Raw genomic sequence first — 20,437 nt, 5'->3', positions numbered from 1 at the left:
CGCCTAATCATCAGAAATTTTCAACAGTAACCATTATACCATATTTCGACAAAAACCGAGTTTTCCACCTATTATTCCACGGTCGCTATAAGCCCTGACCCTTACAATCTTCCCTTTCTTAAAAGATTGTTATCCGCTTTTTTGAAAAAAATTAATTTCAGGGATTCACCATCGTTATGCGCCCTGATGTTTATAAAAGGTGTGACAGGGTACCTTAGTTAATGTATTAGGAGGGATAAAAAGTGGACAACAAACAATCAAAAGAAAACGGAAAGAAAGAAACAAAGGAAAATGTGAAGGACTTGTTCGAACAGGGCGCAATCGAACAACGGAAATCCGTTGATACTGAATCGCAGAAAGAAAAAGATAAAAAGCAGAAATAAAGGAGATAAAAGAATGATACGCACCATCTTATTGATTATCGGAATCATCGTCGTAGTTGGATTTATAATGAACAACCTATAGGAGGAAAGAAACATGATCCGCACGATTCTCATCATTATAGGAGCCATTGCCGTTATCGCTTTTTTCGCCAGGGCGTTCTAGATTGTGCATTATAAAATAAATCACAAAAAAAGAAGGGCCGGCATCCATTGCCGGCCCTTCTTTTTTATCTCTTATAACGACCTGCAGCATCTTAGCAGGTTAACAAACATCTTTTATGTAAGTTGGCACAAATTTCAAAAGTATGGAGATGATACTGTTATATTGATCCGGTGATACATGGATGCCGTCTTTTGCGATTAATTCTTCCTTAAGTTTCACAATACAGTCCAACTCATCAACTGTGGCTTCACTCGCCATATAATCTATCGTATTAATAAGCTCTAAAAGTTGGTTATTTTTGTTCGTTATAAAATATGTGGATTCCAACTTTATCACCCCCTCTACTTTATTATTAAAGATATGAGGTCATTTTCCTAGAAAAACAATTCGTCAAATGACGACATATCTTACTTTTTCTGGATTAACAGACCATTTATCCTATTGACCATGTCGCATCTTGTCGTTTTTATCAACAAATTGTCCTATAAGGATGGAATATGTTGATGACCAAAGTTTTATAAATATAATTCCCAGAACCCTATTGTTTTATCCAAATAATTTAGACAGTGAGGCAAAGGGAGATTGTGTACCGTCTTCCTCCTCGTCCTTGGACTGATAGACCAGCTTTTCCGGTTCGAAAATTTTTGACTCCAAAAACGAATTCGGATTTTTCTCAAGCTTGATCTCTTTATGGATGGAAACAAAAATCTTCGCTGTATTCATGGCATCATCCAGTGCCCTGTGCTGCGAACCTTCCAGAGAGATCTGAAGTTTGTTCAAGGCACGTGTCAATCCATATCGGAAGCCTTTCTCACTGTCATGGAGGATACTGAACAAGAACTGAAGGTCATTATGATTGATGATCCAATCAATAGGAGTGTTGTGGAACGTGGCATCCGTAATCAGTGCCCATTTGTCTTCCGGTCCCCAGGAACAAAGATAATACTCTCCTTCGCCGATCCAATCCTTAAAATCCTTGATGACCGTCGTAAACGGCTGGGCATTCATCAAATCTTTTTTTGTGATCCCTGTCAGGTTGGTAATCCTCGTATTTAAACTATCCATCTTAGGCTGAACAAAGGATTGAAAGTGGTCTGTCACTGCTAGTTCCCCATTCATCATACGCAGCCGTACGGCACCGATTTCAATAATTTCTGATAACCGGTTCGTCATTTCCAGATCATACACAATATAATCCATCATCTTCACTCCATCCCATTCTTCTTGCCTGCAGCGCCTGCTTTTCACTTTCTATTTTAGTTAATTTTTGAAGGTATTGGAATGATGTTCCCCTGATTTTGTTCCATTCTGCTATTCATATTTTTTATTGTATGTCAGCGGTGCTGATTATTGCCTATACCATCATGAAAAAGCTCTGGTTGGCATGCTTTGTTTCATCCGTTATAATATTCAGAAATAAATAATTATTCATAAACGAATAAAAAAGGATGATCAAATATGATTTCTCACCCTTGGAATGAAAACGAAGCGATCCTTCACTCCCTTCAAGATGATATTCTCGTAACCAACCTCAATGGAACTATTCTAAAAGTGAGCGAGGCGACTGGGAAAGTATACGGCGTCTCCTCGGAAAGCCTCCTTGGCAAATCAGTCTATGATCTGGCAGCAGATGGAATGTTTACGCCAATAGCCACCCCGATGGTGCTGAAAGAAAAGAAGAAGATCACCTTCGTCCAAACGACAAACACAGGAAAGAAACTGCTTGTGACCGGCATTCCTGTATTCAATGAGAACGGAGACATCTATAGAGTGGTCAGCTATTCCCATGAAGTGACAGAACTGCTGGAGCTGAAGAAGTTTCTGCAAACGATGGAAGATGAAATGGAACGGGTAAAGAGCGAGCTGGATTTATTGCGCAGCCGGCAGCTTTATGACGGCGGCATCATTGCCAACAGCACAGAGATGAAAAATGTCCTGACCACTTCCTTTCAAGTAGCCGAAGTGGATGTGAACGTTCTTTTGCTTGGAGAGTCTGGAGTAGGCAAATCATTGATCGCAAAATTTATCCATAACAAGAGCGGCCGAAACAAGTGGCCGTTTATTGAAGTGAACTGTGGAGCAATCCCAGGGACTTTATTTGAGGCAGAATTCTTCGGGTATGAGGCAGGTGCATTCACGGGAGCAAACCGAAAAGGCAAAATGGGGCTTGCCGAACTCGCAGACGGGGGGACTCTATTTTTAGATGAAATCGGCGAACTTCCTCTTGCTCATCAAGTAAAGGTATTGAAGTGCATACAAGAAAAACAGTTTTACAGAGTAGGAGGAACCAAGCCCATCTCTGTGGACTTCCGCCTGATCTCTGCTACCAATAAAGATCTTCTCAAAGCCATTCACGAAAGAACATTTCGTGAAGACCTGTATTTTCGGCTGAATGTTGTTCCGTTAACCATTCCGCCGCTCAGGAAAAGACCCGAAGACATCATCCCTTTGATTCACTATGTACTCGATGTTTTTCAGGAGAAATACAAACGGGAAAAACGGCTAGATGAAGCAGTTCTTCATCATTTCCTCCAATATGACTGGAAAGGAAATGTCCGCGAACTTATCAATCTCATAGAACGCCTTGTCGTTATTTCTCCCTCCACTCTCATAACGACAGAACACCTTCCGGATACCATAAAGGCCTCTCATTCCATCTCCGCTCCGCCCTCCCACCTAGGCAAGCCTTTGAAAGAAGTGCTGGAGGATGTAGAAAAACAAATGGTGCAAAAAGCGCGAAGAGACTATAAGACTACCGTTCAGATGGCAGAGGCTCTCGGGATCAGCCAGCCCTCTGTCGTACGAAAAATGCAGAAGTATGACATCCATTGAACACAATTGGCACAATTCTTGCAAGATAAGAAAAATAAGACTGCAAATGTCCCCTTAGAATCTAACACATAAGGAGGTACGTGATTGTGACACAACAACTGAACACCCTGATGAACGAGCTTTCCGATCTGCTGGCTCCGACGATGGCCAAGGATCACCCAAATCTTCCTGTCGTAAAAGAAGAGGGCTGCTATTACTACGGCCTTGATGGAAAAACTTACTTGGATTTCACTTCAGGCATCGCTACCGCTAATACCGGTCATCGCCATCCGAAAGTAGTCGAGGCCATTAAAAAGGCGGCAGATGAACTGATGCATGGTCCCTCCGGGGTCATTATGTATGAATCAATCCTTAAACTGGCCAAGGAACTTCGTACGGTCCTTCCTGCCGGATTGGATTGCTTCTTCTTCGCCAACAGCGGAACCGAAGCCATTGAAGGGGCGATCAAGCTTGCCAAGCATGTGACGCGCAGGCCGTATGTGATCTCTTTCACCGGCTGCTTTCATGGACGAAGCATGGGGGCGCTAAGCGTCACCACATCCAAGGCCAAGTACCGGAAGTATTTGCAGCCGAACGGACTGACGTACCAGGTTCCTTATGCTTCAACAGAAGGGTGTCCGAAAGGTATGGATCCTGGCCGATATGCAGCCGACAAGCTCGAGAAAGACTTAACGTCACTTTTCAAGCATCAGGTTACACCCGAAGAAGTGGCCTGTATGATTGTCGAACCTGTTTTAGGTGAAGGAGGATATATCGTGCCTCCTGCGGCCTGGCTGAAAAAAATGCGTGAAATCTGCAGTTTGCACGGAATTCTATTAATCTTTGACGAAGTGCAGACCGGCTTCGGGCGCACAGGTGAATGGTTCGCCGCCCAAACCTTTGGGGTAACACCCGATATCATGGCAATCGCAAAGGGCATCGCTTCAGGGCTGCCATTAAGTGCTACGGTCGCATCCAAAGAGCTGATGAAGCAATGGCCGCTCGGAAGCCACGGGACCACATTCGGCGGCAACCCGATCGCCTGTTCTGCGGGACTGGCTACACTTGAAGTTTTGAAAGAGGAAAAGCTGGTAGAAAACTCAAACAAAATGGGTGCATATGCCCGTGAAAAGCTTCTTGGACTGAAAGGAAGGCACGCGATCGTCGGGAGCATCCGCTCCATTGGCCTGATGATCGGCATTGAAATTTTGGATCCCCCAACTGGCGGCCCGAATGGTGAAGGTGTCATCTCCATCCTCAACAAGTGTCTTGAAAAAGGAGTACTGTTCTATCTTTGCGGCAACGAAGGTGAAGTCATCCGGATGATTCCTCCGCTGACTGTCAGCCAGAATCAGATCGATGAGGGGATTGCTGTATTGGAGGAGGCCATTGCGGAATACGAAGCTGAACGGCTTCCAGGACGCAAACTGCAAAATGTATAACACCAGAAAGGAGACAACATTTATGTATAAACCAAAAGATTCTTCGGCCTCTCCCCGCTTTTGCGGTGTGAAAACATTCATGCGGCTGGAGCACGTACAAACAACAGAGGATGTGGACTTCGCAGTGGTGGGTGTGCCTTTTGATACCGGCGCTTCCAATCGTACAGGTCAAAGGAACGGACCTCAGCACATCCGCAACTTTTCAACCCTGCTCCGCCCGTACAATCCTGAACAGGAAATTAACATTTTTGATCATTGCAGCGGTGTGGATTATGGAGACATCGACGTGGTACCTGGAAACATTCATCAAACCTACTGCAACATGGAGGAGTTTTTATCACCTTTGCTGTCTTCAGGCGTCACTCCTGTCATCATGGGCGGCGACCACTCCATCTCGCTCGGCAGCCTGAGAGCATTCGCTAAGCAATACGGACCAGTAGCGCTCGTTCACTTTGATTCCCACAGTGATACATGGGATCACTATTTTGGCGAGAAGTACACTCATGGTACGCCTTTTCGAAGAGCGGTAGAAGAAGGCCTGATAGACGTCGGCCATTCCATCCAGGTCGGCATGAGAGGACCTCTTTACGGCAAGGAGGACATCCAGGACGCAAGGGATCTCGGCTTTGAAATATTGACGATGAGAGATGTCAGAAAGCTAGGATTTGATGAAGTCGTCCGAAAAATCCACGATCGTGCAGGTGACCGGCCAGTTTTTGTATCATTTGACATTGACTTCGTTGATCCTGCTTATGCACCGGGAACAGGAACCCCGGAAGCAGCCGGTCCGACGAGCCATGAAGCGCTTGAACTGGTGCGTAATCTCGATGGGCTCAATGTGGTGGGCTTTGACCTTGTTGAAGTACTCCCTGCCTATGACAGCGGAGAGATCACCGCTATGCTTGCAAGCACCGTCATGTTTGAAATGATCACATTGATCGCTCTTAAAAAAGCAAGTTTAAGTAAAAAAATAGAACAGGCACAGCAATAAGTATTCAAAAATGAATAAAGGGAGGGCTTTGAAATGGGTATCTTGGACACAGTTATTATTTTTCTTTATTTTGCTGTATTGATTGCAGTAGGGGTCATCGGTTCGACGAAAGCCAAAACGACAGAGGAATTCGCGCTTGCCGGCCGTAACCTCGGCCTTTTCATGTACCTCGGCTGTTTGTCTGCCGTTATCCTGGGCGGGGCGTCTACCATAGGTACAGCGAAGCTCGGCTATGAATTTGGAATCTCAGGAATCTGGTTTGTGACCATGATCGGTCTCGGCATCATCCTTTTAGGCACCTTTTTTATCAAACGCATCTCCAAACATAAAGTCACCACGATCAGCGAGCTGCTCGGTAAGAAATACAAGTCTGAAGCAAGGCTGATCACAGCGATCGTTGCCTCTATTTATACACTGATGGTCGCGGTGACCCAGGTCATCGGAATGGGGACGATCATTAACGTGCTCCTCGGCTGGAATTTGACGACTTCCATGCTTGTTGGCGGCGGAATTGTCCTTTTCTATACGATCCTCGGCGGAATGTGGAGCGTTACTATCACTGACATCATCCAATTCATCGTCATGACGGTCGGAATCTTTGCCATCATGCTTCCGATGAGCATTGCAAAGGCTGACGGTTTCGGTCACTTGCTTTCCACATTGCCGGAGTCCCACCTCAGCCTGTCAACGATCGGCTATCAGCAGATTTTTCAATACTTTTTACTTTATACGCTTGGCATGGTGGTTTCACAAGATATCTGGCAGCGCGTGTTTACAGCCAGGACACCATCCATTGCAAAAAAAGGTTCCATGTATGCGGGCCTCTATTCCATCGCTTATGCGCTGGCAGGCAGCATCATCGGGATGTGTGCCTTTATCATCCTGCCGAACATCGACAACACGCAGAATACCTTTGCCATACTTGCTTTAAAGATATTGCCTTCAGGAATCCTGGGGCTTGTTCTTGCCAGTGTCATGTCAGCGCTCATGTCAACCGCATCCGGCACTTTGCTCGCTTCGTCCACCCTGATCACCAATGATATCCTGCGCCAATATTTTATAAAGGATATCAGTGACAAGAAGTTTTTGGTGCTCTCTCGGGTGACGACACTTGCTGCCGGCCTTCTCGCCATTACGTTTGCGGTTTGGATCCAAGACGTTCTCGTCGCTCTTGATGTCGCCTATGCAATTCTTTCCGGCGCGATTTTCGTACCTGTACTGCTCATGTTATTTTGGAAAAAATCAACGGCCAACGCAGGCTTTTACTCCATTCTTGCCAGCACCATCGTTGTCATCGGCGGCCTGCTGATCGAAGGAATTTCTTCCACAAACCCGATCATGTATGGCATCGTTACTGGATTTGTGGTTTTAGTGGGGATTTCCCTTCTGACCAACTACAGAAACAAAGATTCCCTTGTCGGATCGTTCAGCAACACAAAACAAGGCTGATTATGGCCCCGCCGCTAAAAATCCGCTTATGCCTCGGTTTCTCAGCCTGTATGGTTTCATATGATGTATGGAGGAGGAGGGCAACCTCTTAAATAAAATAATCCGGGAGTGAAGATAATGTCTGGTGGTCTCTTTAACAACTTTAGCTTAATTGTTGTCCTATTCATCCTGCTGATTATTGTTGGATGCGCTTGTTACGGCGGTTATGGCTGTTACGGCGGTTTAGGCGGCTACGGCTATGGGTACGGATTCGGCGGTAAAGGTCTGTACTAAAAGCAGGAAAACCGGTCTTCTATGGAAGGCCGGTTTTTTGGTGGTTTGGATACGCATGAGGGTGTAGAGGATGAGGAGTTAAAATCGCGCCGCGAAGAAGTCTGAATATTAAAATCGGATCAATTATAGCCGTGTTTCGCTCAATTATTCTTTGTTGCGCTCAATTCCAGTCCAGTTCGGATCAATTCCTTCTCATTTTGGTTCAATTCCTCGAATCCAAGCTGTAAAACAGAACCCCCAGCTCAGCTGAGGGCACTTTTCCTTTTCTATGAAACTCGTTCTTCATTGGAAATGATCTTTCTCATGGCTTCCGCCACCGCTTCGACGTCCGTTCCGACTACCACCTGAACATCAGTGGAACTTAGCTTCATTACAGCTCTTGCGCCAGCCTGCTTCAAGCCCGGTTCATTTATTTTTTCTGTATCTTTCACTTTTAAACGCAGTCTTGTGACACAGTTATCCAGAACATCGATATTCTCTGCACCGCCTAAGGCAGCAAGATAACGTCCCGCAATCCCTTTGTACTTGTCATCACTTGCTCCAGCACTTGAATCTTCAACAATGCTTTCCTCATCCTCTTCACGTCCCGGTGTTTTAAGATTAAGCTTGACGATCAAGGCGTAGAAGACGACATAATAAACGGCTGCAAAGACAAGCCCGACCGGTATGAGCAGCCACGGCCGTGTTGCGATATCCAGGTTTAAGAAGTAATCAATGGCCCCTGCGGAAAACGTAAAGCCATGATGAATGTTTAAAATGACGGCAACCGCCATGGAAACCGCAGTAAGAAGCGCATGAATTCCATACAGGAGCGGGGATAAGAACATAAATGAAAATTCGATCGGTTCAGTGATCCCCGTCAAGAAGGATGTAAATGCGAGTCCGCCAAGCATCCCGGCAACCGCTTTTCGTTTCTCTTTCTTGGCAGCCATGATCATCGCAAGGCACGCAGCCGGCAATCCGAACATCATGATCGGGAAGAAGCCAGACATATAGAATCCTGCTGAAGGATCTCCCGCAAAGAACCTCCATAGATCCCCATGGGCATCCTTGTACTCGCCAAACACGAACCAGAGGAAATTGTTTAACACATGGTGAAGGCCCAACGGAATTAAAAGACGATTTAAGAATCCGAAAACAGCAGCACCGAAAGCACCTGCGTTAACGACCCAGTGGCCGATGGCTTCAATGCCGTCTTGAATAGGCGGCCAGACAAATCCGAAGACACCCGCAAGAACAACCATGGCCCCTGCAGTGACTATGGGGACAAACCGCTTTCCTGCGAAAAAACCCAGATAATCCGGAAGCTTAATATTATGGAAACGGTTATAGAGGAGACCAGCAACAATCCCCGAAACGATTCCTCCAAGCACACCTACATTGATAGTCTTATCAATGGCGGTGGCTCCGCTCGTTAAAACAAAATATCCGATGGCACCCGCAAGTGCTGCTGCCCCATTTCCATCCTTTGAAAAACCGATCGCCACACCGATCGCAAACAAGATAGCCAGATTTTCAAAAATTGAATTCCCCGCTTTTTCCATGAACGGAATATGCCAAAGGGCGCCAAGTCTTAATACAAGCCCGGCTGCCGGCAATACTGCGATTGGCAGCATGAGTGCGCGGCCAATCCGTTGTAAAAAACCTAACATTGTAGGTCCCCCCTATTTTTAGATTAGTTGTTATCCCTTCCATTTGCTTTGAGCGCCTGTTTGAGCATGCCGTTATGCGTTTCCAAAAGTGCTCTTGTATCACTCGGGGAAAGCCCGGTCAACAGCTGCAGAATTGCTCCTTTCGCGTAACCATTATGATCCGAAAGCGCACGTTCTGCCTCTTCAGGTGAACAGCCCGTCGCTTCCACAACGATGTTCCTCGCGCGCTGAACCAGCTTTTTGTTGGACGGCTGTACATCGACCATCAAATTACTGTATACCTTTCCGATGCCGATCATGGATGCGGTGCTGATCATGTTAAGAACGAGTTTTTGCGCAGTGCCTGCTTTCATGCGTGTAGATCCAGTGACCACCTCCGGACCAACGACCGCAGCAATCGTGTATTGTGCCACCTCACTCATTTCAGAATCAGGTGAGCAAACGAGCGCGGCACTCACCGCCCCGATCTCATTGGCATACTCCAGTGCACCAATCGCATAAGGAGTCCTTCCGCTGGCTGCAATCGCAACGACGACATCGTCCTTGGTGAGATCAAGTTTCTTCAAATCATTTCTTCCCGCTTCTTTGTCATCCTCTGCACCTTCAACTGCAGTGTGAATGGCTCGGTCGCCTCCTGCAATAATACCGATGACCATCTCTGCCGGCGTTCCATAGGTCGGAGGACATTCGGAAGCGTCCAGGATCCCGAGTCTTCCGCTAGTTCCTGCACCCGTATAGATGAGCCTTCCTCCTTTACGGAATGCAGCAATGACCTGGTCCACGACAGCTGCGATCTCAGGGAGCACCTTTTGGATTGCTGACGGTACCATTTGATCCTCTTTATTGATTTTTTGCACCACTTCAAGGCTCGAACATTCGTCAATATCCAATGTGGCCTTATTTCTTTTCTCAGTTGCTAGATGATTGATTTTCATGAAAATCCCTTTCATTGCACTAAAAATTTTTGTCCCGGTCCGATATAAGGAAGCAGCTTCAAATCTTCATCCTTTACCCGGCCGATGACATTTACCCGTTCATCTGCAGGCAGATCCGTTTTTGTAATCTGGAGCTCTCCAGCGTATCTCCCGTATTTTTCATTATCGATCGTGATCGTCCCGACCGGCCGGGGCAATGGCGGATCCTGCGCTGTAACTTTCTTTCCATTATTCGCCGCATACGACCTGGATTCCACCGAGCGTATCACGTCACGGGCAGTGTCCTGCCGATTCGTATGAATAACAGAAACAGCCTCTCCTTCTGTCCATTCCGCCCTTAACGTCAAAATACCGTCCTTCCATGAAGAGAGGCGCTCGAGCGTGACGTCACTGGCTTCCACATCCCCAATTAAAATGTGATCTGTCTGTAGGCTGGACAGTTCGACCGCCGCGTGGAATGGATCGGCTTTCCGGTGTTTTTCAAGACTGGGAAGACCTTCATATACAGGTCCTCTCAGCTTCTTGTCACCGGGAACAAAAGCTGCTGTTTGCAGGCCCAGTGATTTTAAAAAATTATTTTTCTCCAACAAGAAAGCCGAAGAGATTCCTGTGTTTTGGCGCGGATAAAAGTTATGCCATGCTTCTACATTTTGAATGACCAGTCCGTTGCGGTTCCACGTGTTTACCTTTTTTTCATCGAGAGTACTAGCGTTAATGCCTACCTTCAATCGCTGTGATAAGGCGATGATTTCATGATCCGGGAATCCGTAATCGGCACGGAGGCCATTGATGTTCCATTCACGGAGCTGACCGAGTGAGTCCATACTGACGCCAATGTTTTTCAGTGATCGTGGTCCCGCATCAGCCATGATGGCCATACCGGCCTTCCCTGCTGCTTCCCCGAGATGGATCAGCCTCTCCCGTAAAAGAGAGGCATCCTCCTCCGGTATATGAAGCGAGGTGAAGATTTTTTGAAAACCGCAGGAGCCGGCTTTTTTGATCCACCGCGTGTTCTGGTCTGGATCGTTTCCAAGATAGACTGAAATTCCTAACATGCCGCCACTCCCTAGTTTTTAGTGATTAAATATTCTTCGCCATTGACTCTTTGTAGCCAAACAGCCAGGTAAAGATGAAGCCGAAAATATACGCTATCACAAGTCCTACGATATAAAGAACGATCTGATTCGTGTTTTTTATCAAGAATGCCAACGGAAGTCCGGAAACACCAATCGCCACCGTACCAATCTTAAAGAAGGCCTGGAAGGCTCCTCCAACGGCTGCCCCTAGACATGCTGTAAGAAACGGACGTCCGAGCGGAAGAGTTACACCAAAGATCAATGGCTCCCCGATTCCAAGGATACCAACCGGCAGACCGCCTTTGATGACTCGCTTAAGCTTGGCATTTTTGGTTTTAAAATAGATCGCAAAGGCTGCACCGACTTGCCCGGCTCCACCCATCGCGAGAATTGGAAGCAAGGGATCCACTTTAATTGAGTTTAATAGTTCCATATGAACAGGAGTCAAGCCCTGGTGCAGACCGGTAACAACAAGTGGCAGAAAAGTGCCTGCAAGTACGAGTCCGGCAAAAATTCCGCCAATGTCAAGAAGATTTAATAAACCTTTTGTTATGAGATCGGAGATGAAGCCGCCAACAGGCTGAAGAACAAACAGCGTGGCAATTCCCGTAGCCAGCAAAGCTAAAGTAGGAGTTACAATAATATCAACAGCAGCTGGCACGAAACGGCGGATTCGTTTTTCACTCCAGGCAATAAAGGCAGCAGCAAGCATGACACCGATCAGACCGCCCCGCCCTGGCAACAGCTTTTCGCCGAACAATGTGATGTTGGCAAGCGCCGGGTTGATCAGCATGATTCCGGCAGCGCCTCCAAGTGCTGGTGTTCCGCCAAATTCTTTTGCGGTATTGATCCCGACGAAGATCGCAAGGTAACCAAATAGTCCCCAGCCGATCATATCGAGCATCTGCATTAACGGTACGTTCTTAGGTACACCGCTTCGGACCAGAACATTCGTAATGCCGGCGATCAATCCTGAACCGACAATAGCCGGGATTAACGGAATAAAGATGCTGGCGATTTTTCTCAGAAACAGCTTAAACGGTGTAGCGTTCTTCCGGTTAATCTCTTCCTTCGTTGTTTTCGCAAGGTCATCGTCTCCATCGGCGTCCAGCGCAGATACTTGAAGCCCTGTTTTTCTGGACATCTCATCGGCGACACGGTTGACTGTTCCAGGACCGACTATGATCTGCAGGGTTTCATCCCCGACAACACCCATCACACCATCGATCTCCTTGATTCCCGCTCTATCCACCTTGGATTCATCCTTCGGCGTCACACGAAGCCTTGTCATACAGTACGTTAAGTTTTGAATGTTCTCGGCGCCGCCCAGCTTCTCAGTAATCTGCTGCGCCATTAATTGTTCTTTTTTCATGGTCATCCCCCTTATAAGAAAAGCGTAAGCGTTCCGTTAAGGTCCTACAAGCGCTGGACCTCTTACACAGCAACACGCCTTATGTGTTGAAGGGTAAGAGTGAAGCGACTAAAGATGAAAAGAAGATCTTATTTTTCATCTATCGAGGACCTAAGCCAAAAACAAGCTTCACCGTTTTCAGCATTGGACGTTGGAGCTAAACATCACTTCTAAGCGAGCTCAAATTCAAAAAAAACGCTTACATCATCCCCGCTGCATATCGATGGTGAATTTATAACGGTCCCCTCGGTAAATCGACTGCACGAGTTCCAATGGACGCCCGTCCGTCAGGTAGGTATATCTTCGAATAAGTAAAACCGGTGATCCTTTCGCGATCCCAAGAATCTCGCTTTCTGTTTCGCGGGCGACGGAGGCTTCAAGCTCCTGTGTCGCATAATCGATGCTCAGGCCAAGCTCTTCCTCTACGTATTGATAGAGCGACCCTTGTACGATCTTTTCGTTCAACCCCCTGACTAAATCAGCCGACAGAAACGTGGTTTCGAGAGCCATGGGAATTTGATCCGCCAGCCGTACCCGCTGAAACTCAATAACCGTTGCTCCAGAGGGAATCCCTAAACCTGAAGCTGTCTTTCCCTGGGCTTCACTCAGCTTATAATCCAATAGTTTAATGGAAGGTGAAAGGCCTCTTGCCTTCATATCTTCTGTGAAGCTCGTCAGTCCGACCAGCTTTTGCTCAATCTTTTTGTTGGCGACAAAGGTTCCCTTGCCTTTTCGGCGGGTCAGGTAACCATCATTGACAAGGTTCGTAATAGCCTGCCTGACGGTCATCCTGCTGATTTCATACGCTTCAGCGTACTCCCGTTCAGAAGGAATCATCTCCCCTTCCAGAAGTTCCCCTTTTTCAATCCGTCCTTTAATCGCTTCTTCAATTTGATAATAGATCGGCAGAGGTGAGTACTTATCAATCATGTCTGTTTTCACTTCCCTAACGAGTTCACCAGTTTTAGTGCTTGTGAATCTGCAATAATCGTTACTCGGTCATGCATTTTCAAAGCCGATGCCGGTACGGCCTCGGTAACCTCTCCACGCAAAAGATGGAACAGGGCCTCCTGTTTCTTTTCTCCTGAAGCGAGAAGAAGGATTTCCTTGCTTTGCAGAATAGTAGAAATCCCCATCGTCAGTGCTCGTGTCGGCTGTTTACAACGGTCGGCAAAATACTCTGCATTCGCCTCAAGTGTTGATGGCGTTAAGTCGACGATGTGGGTTTTGGATGAAAAGGGCGTTCCCGGTTCATTAAACCCGATGTGCCCGTTCTGGCCGATACCGAGCAGCTGCAAATCCACGCCTCCAATGTTCTCGATCAGTGTGTCATAACGCATACATTCCTGAAGGAGTTCTTCTGCTGCTCCGTTCGGAATATTCGTTTGATCGAGGGGGATATGGACCGGGTGAAAAAGATGCTCGCACATGTACGCGTGATAACTCTCCGGATCGCTTGACGCCAGTCCCACATATTCATCAAGGTTGTACGTGTGAACATGGTCATACCTCGTTCCGTTCTCTTCATGATCCTTAACGAGTTCCTTGTACGTGCCTAGCGGTGTGCCTCCTGTCGCAAGCCCCAGTGTGACGTGTTCCTGACTCTTGATCTTCTCCAGAATGATCTGTGCGCTAACCCTGCTCATTTCCTTGTAATCCGCAACTTCAATTATTTTCACGGTTTTCGCCCTCCTTCTGCTGATATGAAAGTTTTCCACGGCAGAAGGCATACATAACTTCTTTTTCCTCGTTCAGCACGACAACATCGGCATCCTTGCCCGCTGACAAACTCCCCTTGCGTTCAAAAACACCGAGCTCCTTCGCCTGGTTGACGGCGGTCATCTGTATGATGTCTTCCGTTGAGCATCCGGTAAACTCTCTCATGTTCCGGGCGGCATCTTTCATCTTTAAAATGCTGCCGGCCAGCGTACCGTCTGCCAGTGTCGCTTCATTTCCATTGACCGTTACACCCTGTCCTCCGAGCGTATAAAAGCCATTGCCCATACACTTTGCCCGCATTGAATCGGTAATGAGAACAACCCGCTCACTCCCTTTGTTGCGGTAAGCGAACTTGACCATCTCCGGACGGGAATGGATGCCGTCCACTATGATTTCAGTTGTGATCTCATCATGCAGCAGAACAGCTCCTGCCACTCCGGGTTCCCGGTGGTGCAGGCCTCTCATCCCGTTATACAGATGAGTCGCATGTGTAACACCAGAATCAATGCCCTTCACAACTTCCTCATACAACGCGTCAGAATGGCCAATCGATGCGACTACTCCGGTTTCTTTTAAATAGGAAGACAGTTCATATCCACCGGGTTCTTCAGGTGCCAAGGTTACGAGTTTAATAGCATTGCCGGAAAGCTCCTGCCATTTCTGGAAAAGCTCGACGTCCGGGTTTTTAATATGGTCCAAAGGCTGGGCTCCTGCCCGCTTCGGGGAAATAAACGGACCTTCCAAATGAAGGCCGATAATCTCCGCCTCCCCAGGAGGATTGTTTTCTCCCATATACTCCCTGACGTTTTGCAATGCACTTTCAATCTCCTCTTCGCCCTGCGTCATCGTCGTTGCAAGAAAGCTCGTTGTTCCTTCCTGAGGAAGAGTGACTGCCATCGTCTTTAAAGCCTCCACTGTCCCATCCATCACATCTGCTCCGGCGGCACCATGAATGTGCAGATCAATCATGCCAGGAACAACAGACCACTTGGCGGGCAGCACATGTACATCATAATCTTCTCGATTAAACGCATCAGCTCCTTTACCCACCTCTGCTATTTGCTGGCCATTAATAATGAGGTACCCATTTTCCAGCTCACCACTCTCTGTATAAATGGTCCCTCCAGTTATCAGTAATGGTTTCATCTCCACTCACCATCCTTATTATCTCTATGCACAGGGTACCACGCTTATAACTAGTTGTCTATACCAGTCGAACTATTCAGTTTATTCAGAAGATAGGTCTTATTACCTTATTTATAAAGAAGGTAGTGCTTTCTGACCTTTTTGAACTGTTCAAGCTCAGGGATCCACTTCTTTTTGATCTCTCGCAAAGACGTTCCTTTTTCGATTTCTTCCCGTACCCAGCCGTTTCCGATCAGGTTATCAAAATATGAAATACTCTGGCTGTTCTCGGCTCTGAACTGAAAGTCGTTCGGGTACAGATCATGAATCGTTTTTACAACCGCGAGCCCTGTATCCACAGAATGATAGGAACCATAATCGGTCACATGAATTTGAACACCGTTTGATAGTACATTTGCGAATTTTGAGAACGTTGGCGTGAATGAATTTGACCGGAACATCACTCCCGGAAGCTTCAGCTCGTTCAATTTTTGGGCCAGGACGTCTCCGTCAATGAACGGTGCCCCGATCGTTTCGAACGGCCTCGTCGTTCCTCTTCCTTCTGATACATTTGTCCCTTCGATCAATCCTGCTCCCGGATAGACGAATGCGGTGTCCACGGTAGGCATGTTAGGTGAAGGCAACACCCACTGCAGAGGGGTTTCGTAATACGTCTTCCAGCGGTGCCATCCTTTCATCTTTACGACCTTCAGATCAGCGTTAATATTGAACTCCTTGTTGAAAAGCATCGCGAGTTCACCGACCGTCATCCCATGGCGAAGTGGAATCGGATATAAGCCAACGAACGTAGCATATTTAGGCTCAAGCACAGGACCTTCCACTGCTTCGCCGCCGAGCGGATTCGGACGGTCAAGCACCACAAACTCAATGTTGTTTTCTTTTGCTGCTTCCATCGCATAGGCCATCGTATAGATGTATGTGTAAAAACGGGTACCGACATCCTGAATATCAAACACAAGTACATCAATATCATTGAGCATCCCCGGTGTCGGTTTTTTTGTTTTCCCATAAAGGCTGTATACCGGTAGCCCTGTTTTCTTGTCAATGTAAAAATCCACATAGGAGCCGGCCTGCTCACTTCCCCGAACCCCATGTTCCGGACCGTATAAAGCTTTTAGTTCAAAGTTCGGGTTGTTGTGCATCGCGTCAACGATACTGTTGAGCTTCCCATCGACACCTGTCGGGTTCGTGATGAGTCCGACACGCTTTCCTTTTAGAAGGTCCTGTTGGTCTTGAAGCAGCACTTCTACACCGGTTTTAAAATTCCGCGGTGAATTTTTATGATGATTATCATCCTTTGCCAACGCCGATGACAGCAAAGAGATCATCAAAACAAATAACATCCCTGCACTCAACCATTTTTTCATCTCATTTCACCTCTTAATAAGATAGTCCGTGCCCATATGGATACAGTGCTTCCTTGTTGCTGTTATAGATCGTTACTGGCAGTTTTCCTGTCGGGTTGTTTAGGCCAAAAATGGTATCTGCACTTGCGGCAAAGCTCGCCGTTTTGAAATTGTACTGTGCAATGTAGGCATCGGCGTTTGGATAGGCGATAATGTCATACGGATTGCGGGTGCCAATGCCGATGACAGGCGAGCTGCTTTCATTGATCACTTGGTTAACAAGCTTCATTTGTGCACTGTCAGGAGCGCGTCCGGCTACGGTCGATGTGTAGGTACCAACGATTACAGCTTTCGCCGATTTTACTGTTTGAAGCTGATCAGCAGTTAAGGATGGTCCTGCCGATTTAATCATGACACTGTTCGGATAAACTCGTTTCACCTGTGAAGCCAGGTCTTCCACAAAGGAGTTGCCAATGACAACGACTTGCCCATTCCCATCTTTACTTAACGGAAGAGCTTTATCATTTTTAAGTAGAGTAATGGATTTATTGGCGGCTTCCTTTTCCAGCTGCTTATGTGCTGGTGAACCAACTACCTTCTGGGCGTTTTCGATGAGTTTATTGACGTCTTTCGGCTGCTCTTGTTTGAAGATGGATCTTTTTACTTTAAGAGTTAGTAGGCGTTCAACCGATTCATTCAATCGCTCCTCTCTGATTTCACCTTTTTTCACGGCGTCATACAATCCATTGGCCACTGCTTCCAGGCCTACAGGCATGAGCACTATATCCGATCCCGCCTTCACCGCGCGTATGGCAGAGTCGACAGGCCCAAAGTGGTCAGAAATCGCCTGCATATTCAGCGCGTCTGTTGTAATGACGCCTTTAAAGCCCATATCGTCCCTCATCAGCTCCGTCAGTACCTTATGAGAAAGTGTGGCTGGGATCGCAATGGTGCTCCCGTCTTTTTTGGAAATAGCCGTGGAAGGGTCAACTTTTGGAAAGGTGACATGCGCAGTCATGATTGCGTCCACTCCAGCATCCATCGCTTTTTGGAACGGATACAGCTCCACTTTTTTCAAGCGTTCAAGGTCATAGGGCACTTCTGGAAGTCCAATATGGGAGTCAACCGCTGTATCGCCATGCCCCGGGAAATGTTTCGCTGCGCCTGCGGTGTTTGTCGACTGCAAGCCTTTGATGTATGCCGTCCCCATATCTGACACAAGCTGAGGATCTTCTCCAAAGGAACGAGTGCCAATAACCGGATTGTCCTGATTGTTATTCACGTCAAGCGAAGGTGCCAGGTTAAAATTAATCCCAAGCGCGTTCAGCTCTTCACCAATCGCTTTCCCTACCTTTTCAGCTAACTCAGGTGAGCGTGCTGCACCTAAAGCCATGTTGCCTGGAAAATCAGTTCCGCTTTGCAAGCGGGTCACGATACCGCCTTCCTGGTCAATGGAGATGAGCAGACCGTTCTTTTCTGCAGCTTCCTCATAGTCAGCGACCAGCTTTGCCGTCTGGTCCGTCGTTACAACATTTTCTCTGAAGAGGATCACTCCGCCCAAATGATATTTTTTAACTAGAGCTTTTATTTCCGGTGTTACTTCCGTTACGTTCTTACCATTAAATGTACGAAAGTCCGGCATTAGCATCTGGCCGACTTTTTCTTCCACCGTCATGTGTTTGACAGCGGTTGGGATCACGTTATACCTTTTTCCATTTTGCTTATGGATTACCGCAGTTTTGTTGCCTTCACGTTTTTTTACGGAGATATGTGTATGATCGATCCTTCGTCCGTCTGTTACAAATATATGGGTGTTGCCGCTATGACCCTTTAGTGTTACAAGTCCATTGCGGTCTACTTTGGCAACCAGCGGATTCGTTGACCACCATCTCATGGCTTCAGTTTCCGTAAAATGGCCGTCTTTTTTATTTACATGCAAAGCATGAAGCTGGATTTGACCACCGTTAAACTCCTTAATCGCCTGCGGTATGTTGCTGGAGATGATCAAGTCACTTTGATCGGGCCGGCTTGCAGCAGCTGCTTGTTTTGGAACTGCTCCAAGAAACGAAGACACGACGAGCATACAGGCCATCGCACAAAAAAATACTAGTCTTTTCTTCATAGCATTTTATCCTCCTTTAGTTTTATGAACGATACATCTTTCTGGAGGAATTTGTCGTTTCCTTTGGACTTCTAGTAAAACAAAGCAATAGGCCCAGAAGGTTTTTAAGATTATGGGACTAGTTGTCTATACCAGTTTATTTTTCCCGCAAAGCGAATAGTAAAAAATCCTTATAAAGGAAAAAGCTGAGGAAAAAGTTCCACAGCTTTTAAGGCATTATTGCATGGGCGGATTATGAGGAAACTGGGACATGTATCCCGCATACTGCTGGGCCGCCTGCTGCAGCTTCTGCGGCTGTTCTGGTGTAAGCGAGTACCATCCTTTTTGGAACATGAGCGAATACAGTTCACGCTGCATGTTCTTTGTCTCATCGAAAATCGAATGAATCTCCTGGTATAACGCATCATGGCTCGCTTCATTCATCGCTGTTGAATAAGAAGCGGTCATATACTTTTCATACGACAGAATATCATTCAGGAAATCCCGGTCATTCATCTGAGGTGTCTTCGGAACCGGAGACTCCGGGTTTTGAATTTTGTTCTGGTTGTTATTCATCTTCGTTCCCCCTTATTGGTTCATATTTGTATTTTGGCTTCCGCCGGACTGGAGCTTCTGCAAAATCTGCTGATAATGCTTTTCGTGCATGTGGCACGCCCTCTCAAGCGCCGCACTGACCTGCTGATCCTGGCACTGGCCCGCCGCGAAATGCGCCTTCTTAAACCCAAGCAAATTCCATGAAAGCATGTCCGTTAAATAGTTAAAGTCTTTCCCGGTGATCACATTCGGCGGCTGCTGATATACTGGCTGCTGTTGATTTTGTCCCTGATTCGGTTGCTGCTGTTGCATACATGTGTCCTCCTTTATTCCTTGATTTTACCATGTTAGTTTTCCAACTTGATGAGAAATTATGCCAATAAAATAAGCCTTATTAAGGCCCATCTCGTTTCGAAAATCTCATTGAAAGAATTGTTAAAATAAAGCTTGCTTTTCGTTCTGCTTCTGTTATATAATTTTTCTTGTCAGCAACACATCGTGGGGGCTTAGCTCAGCTGGGAGAGCGTTTGGCTGGCAGCCAAAAGGTCAGCGGTTCGATCCCGCTAGTCTCCACCATACATATGTCTTCAAACCCCTTGGTATACAAGGGGTTTTTATTTTTGTTTTAGAATGAAGTTTGGAGCAAGCTTCTTCCTAGTTGTCGCCGAATGGTCGCCGAAATCAATCTTACTTTTATCATAAATCCCATCCTATTGGTCCCCCGCTTCTCATTGGTCATTGATGATTCGTGCTTTTCGTATAAATATGTATAATTGCGTGAACAGAATACCCCATTTTTGCTTGATTGACTTTAATGCTATACCCCTCAATATTCCCATTATCCTCTAACTTCGCAACCCTGGATGAAGCAGCCTGTCCAGTCCAACTAAGCTGCCTGAGAATGGCAGCTAACTCTTGTCTTTCAAAAAGGGAAGTTTCTTTCTGTGTCAGAATAAGAAAAAACCCTCCAAAAAGGAGGGAAAT

Annotated in this window: 19 protein-coding genes, 1 tRNA gene and 1 pseudogene; 7 read left to right on the top strand and 14 right to left on the bottom strand. The window is 46.7% G+C overall.

Going from position 1 to position 20,437, the window contains the following annotated elements; genetic code table 11:
• Positions 1–242: 242 nt before the first annotated feature.
• Complete coding sequence (locus QYF49_RS05570) at positions 243–383, top strand: hypothetical protein (RefSeq protein ID WP_290398609.1); 141 nt, start codon at positions 243–245, stop codon at positions 381–383.
• 262 nt (positions 384–645) lie between these two features.
• Here the strand turns inward: QYF49_RS05570 and QYF49_RS05565 are convergent, their stop codons facing one another.
• Positions 646–873 carry a hypothetical protein gene (locus QYF49_RS05565; RefSeq protein WP_290398608.1) on the bottom strand — a complete coding sequence of 76 codons (228 nt, stop codon included), beginning with the start codon at positions 871–873 and terminating at the stop codon, positions 646–648.
• A 219-nt stretch (positions 874–1,092) separates the two neighbouring features.
• A complete protein-coding gene (locus QYF49_RS05560; RefSeq protein ID WP_290398607.1) occupies positions 1,093–1,749 on the bottom strand; it encodes a 3'-5' exonuclease in 657 nt (218 codons plus the stop codon).
• Positions 1,750–2,004: 255 nt separating this feature from the next.
• Here QYF49_RS05560 and QYF49_RS05555 point away from each other — a divergent pair, with 255 nt between their 5' ends.
• The 5 genes from QYF49_RS05555 to QYF49_RS05535 all read left to right on the top strand — a co-directional run bounded on the left by QYF49_RS05555 (position 2,005) and on the right by QYF49_RS05535 (position 7,512).
• On the top strand, positions 2,005–3,378 hold the full coding sequence (locus QYF49_RS05555) for a sigma-54 interaction domain-containing protein (protein WP_290398606.1): 1,374 nt from the start codon (positions 2,005–2,007) through the stop codon (positions 3,376–3,378).
• Between the two features lie 86 nt (positions 3,379–3,464).
• Positions 3,465–4,799, top strand: coding sequence for an aspartate aminotransferase family protein (locus QYF49_RS05550; RefSeq protein WP_290398605.1), 1,335 nt, complete (start codon positions 3,465–3,467; stop codon positions 4,797–4,799).
• A 22-nt stretch (positions 4,800–4,821) separates the two neighbouring features.
• Complete coding sequence (gene speB, locus QYF49_RS05545) at positions 4,822–5,790, top strand: agmatinase (protein ID WP_290398604.1); 969 nt, start codon at positions 4,822–4,824, stop codon at positions 5,788–5,790.
• Positions 5,791–5,823: 33 nt separating this feature from the next.
• A complete protein-coding gene (locus QYF49_RS05540; protein WP_290398603.1) occupies positions 5,824–7,239 on the top strand; it encodes a sodium:solute symporter family protein in 1,416 nt (471 codons plus the stop codon).
• Positions 7,240–7,356: 117 nt separating this feature from the next.
• The gene (locus QYF49_RS05535) at positions 7,357–7,512 is read left to right on the top strand and encodes a YjcZ family sporulation protein (protein WP_290398602.1); all 156 of its coding nucleotides are present in this window, start codon (positions 7,357–7,359) and stop codon (positions 7,510–7,512) included.
• Positions 7,513–7,778: 266 nt separating this feature from the next.
• Here QYF49_RS05535 and nagE read toward each other — a convergent pair whose 3' ends face one another.
• The 11 genes from nagE to QYF49_RS05480 form a co-directional block, all read right to left on the bottom strand.
• Positions 7,779–9,164 carry an N-acetylglucosamine-specific PTS transporter subunit IIBC gene (gene nagE, locus QYF49_RS05530; RefSeq protein ID WP_290398601.1) on the bottom strand — a complete coding sequence of 462 codons (1,386 nt, stop codon included), beginning with the start codon at positions 9,162–9,164 and terminating at the stop codon, positions 7,779–7,781.
• A gap of 23 nt (positions 9,165–9,187) precedes the next feature.
• Entirely contained in the window at positions 9,188–10,099 is a 912-nt protein-coding gene (murQ, locus tag QYF49_RS05525; RefSeq protein WP_290398600.1) for an N-acetylmuramic acid 6-phosphate etherase, read from the bottom strand.
• An 11-nt stretch (positions 10,100–10,110) separates the two neighbouring features.
• Positions 10,111–11,154, bottom strand: a complete 1,044-nt coding sequence (locus QYF49_RS05520; RefSeq protein WP_290398599.1) for a DUF871 domain-containing protein — start codon at positions 11,152–11,154, stop codon at positions 10,111–10,113.
• Positions 11,155–11,179: 25 nt separating this feature from the next.
• Positions 11,180–12,547: a PTS transporter subunit EIIC gene (locus tag QYF49_RS05515; RefSeq protein WP_425589547.1), complete on the bottom strand. Its 1,368-nt coding sequence runs from the start codon at positions 12,545–12,547 to the stop codon at positions 11,180–11,182.
• A 243-nt stretch (positions 12,548–12,790) separates the two neighbouring features.
• The gene (locus tag QYF49_RS05510; protein ID WP_290398597.1) at positions 12,791–13,516 is read right to left on the bottom strand and encodes a GntR family transcriptional regulator; all 726 of its coding nucleotides are present in this window, start codon (positions 13,514–13,516) and stop codon (positions 12,791–12,793) included.
• 8 nt (positions 13,517–13,524) lie between these two features.
• A complete protein-coding gene (gene nagB, locus QYF49_RS05505; protein ID WP_290398596.1) occupies positions 13,525–14,265 on the bottom strand; it encodes a glucosamine-6-phosphate deaminase in 741 nt (246 codons plus the stop codon).
• Positions 14,252–15,451 (bottom strand): N-acetylglucosamine-6-phosphate deacetylase, encoded by a 1,200-nt coding sequence (gene nagA / locus QYF49_RS05500; protein ID WP_290398595.1) that lies wholly within the window; start codon positions 15,449–15,451, stop codon positions 14,252–14,254. The genes nagB and nagA overlap by 14 nt, the downstream gene beginning before the upstream one ends.
• A gap of 107 nt (positions 15,452–15,558) precedes the next feature.
• Positions 15,559–16,818, bottom strand: coding sequence for an exo-beta-N-acetylmuramidase NamZ family protein (locus tag QYF49_RS05495; RefSeq protein ID WP_290398594.1), 1,260 nt, complete (start codon positions 16,816–16,818; stop codon positions 15,559–15,561).
• A 13-nt stretch (positions 16,819–16,831) separates the two neighbouring features.
• Positions 16,832–18,919, bottom strand: a complete 2,088-nt coding sequence (locus tag QYF49_RS05490) for a glycoside hydrolase family 3 protein (protein WP_290398593.1) — start codon at positions 18,917–18,919, stop codon at positions 16,832–16,834.
• 216 nt (positions 18,920–19,135) lie between these two features.
• Positions 19,136–19,474: a spore coat protein gene (locus QYF49_RS05485; RefSeq protein WP_290398592.1), complete on the bottom strand. Its 339-nt coding sequence runs from the start codon at positions 19,472–19,474 to the stop codon at positions 19,136–19,138.
• A gap of 12 nt (positions 19,475–19,486) precedes the next feature.
• Positions 19,487–19,765: a hypothetical protein gene (locus QYF49_RS05480; protein ID WP_290398591.1), complete on the bottom strand. Its 279-nt coding sequence runs from the start codon at positions 19,763–19,765 to the stop codon at positions 19,487–19,489.
• Positions 19,766–19,953: 188 nt separating this feature from the next.
• Between QYF49_RS05480 and QYF49_RS05475 the strand changes: the two genes are divergently transcribed.
• Positions 19,954–20,029: transfer RNA gene (locus QYF49_RS05475), tRNA-Ala, on the top strand.
• Between the two features lie 162 nt (positions 20,030–20,191).
• On the opposite strand, the pseudogene QYF49_RS05470 reads toward QYF49_RS05475, so the two are convergent.
• Positions 20,192–20,338, bottom strand: a pseudogene (locus tag QYF49_RS05470) (Lrp/AsnC family transcriptional regulator); the annotation flags it as partial.
• Positions 20,339–20,437: the final 99 nt, after the last annotated feature.

Origin of the sequence: Fictibacillus terranigra (assembly GCF_030412265.1) — a bacterium.
Lineage (GTDB): Bacteria > Bacillota > Bacilli > Bacillales > Fictibacillaceae > Fictibacillus_C > Fictibacillus_C terrinigri.
The sequence above is the reverse complement of the archived record's forward strand: the minus strand, read 5'-3'. Positions and strand labels throughout refer to the sequence as shown.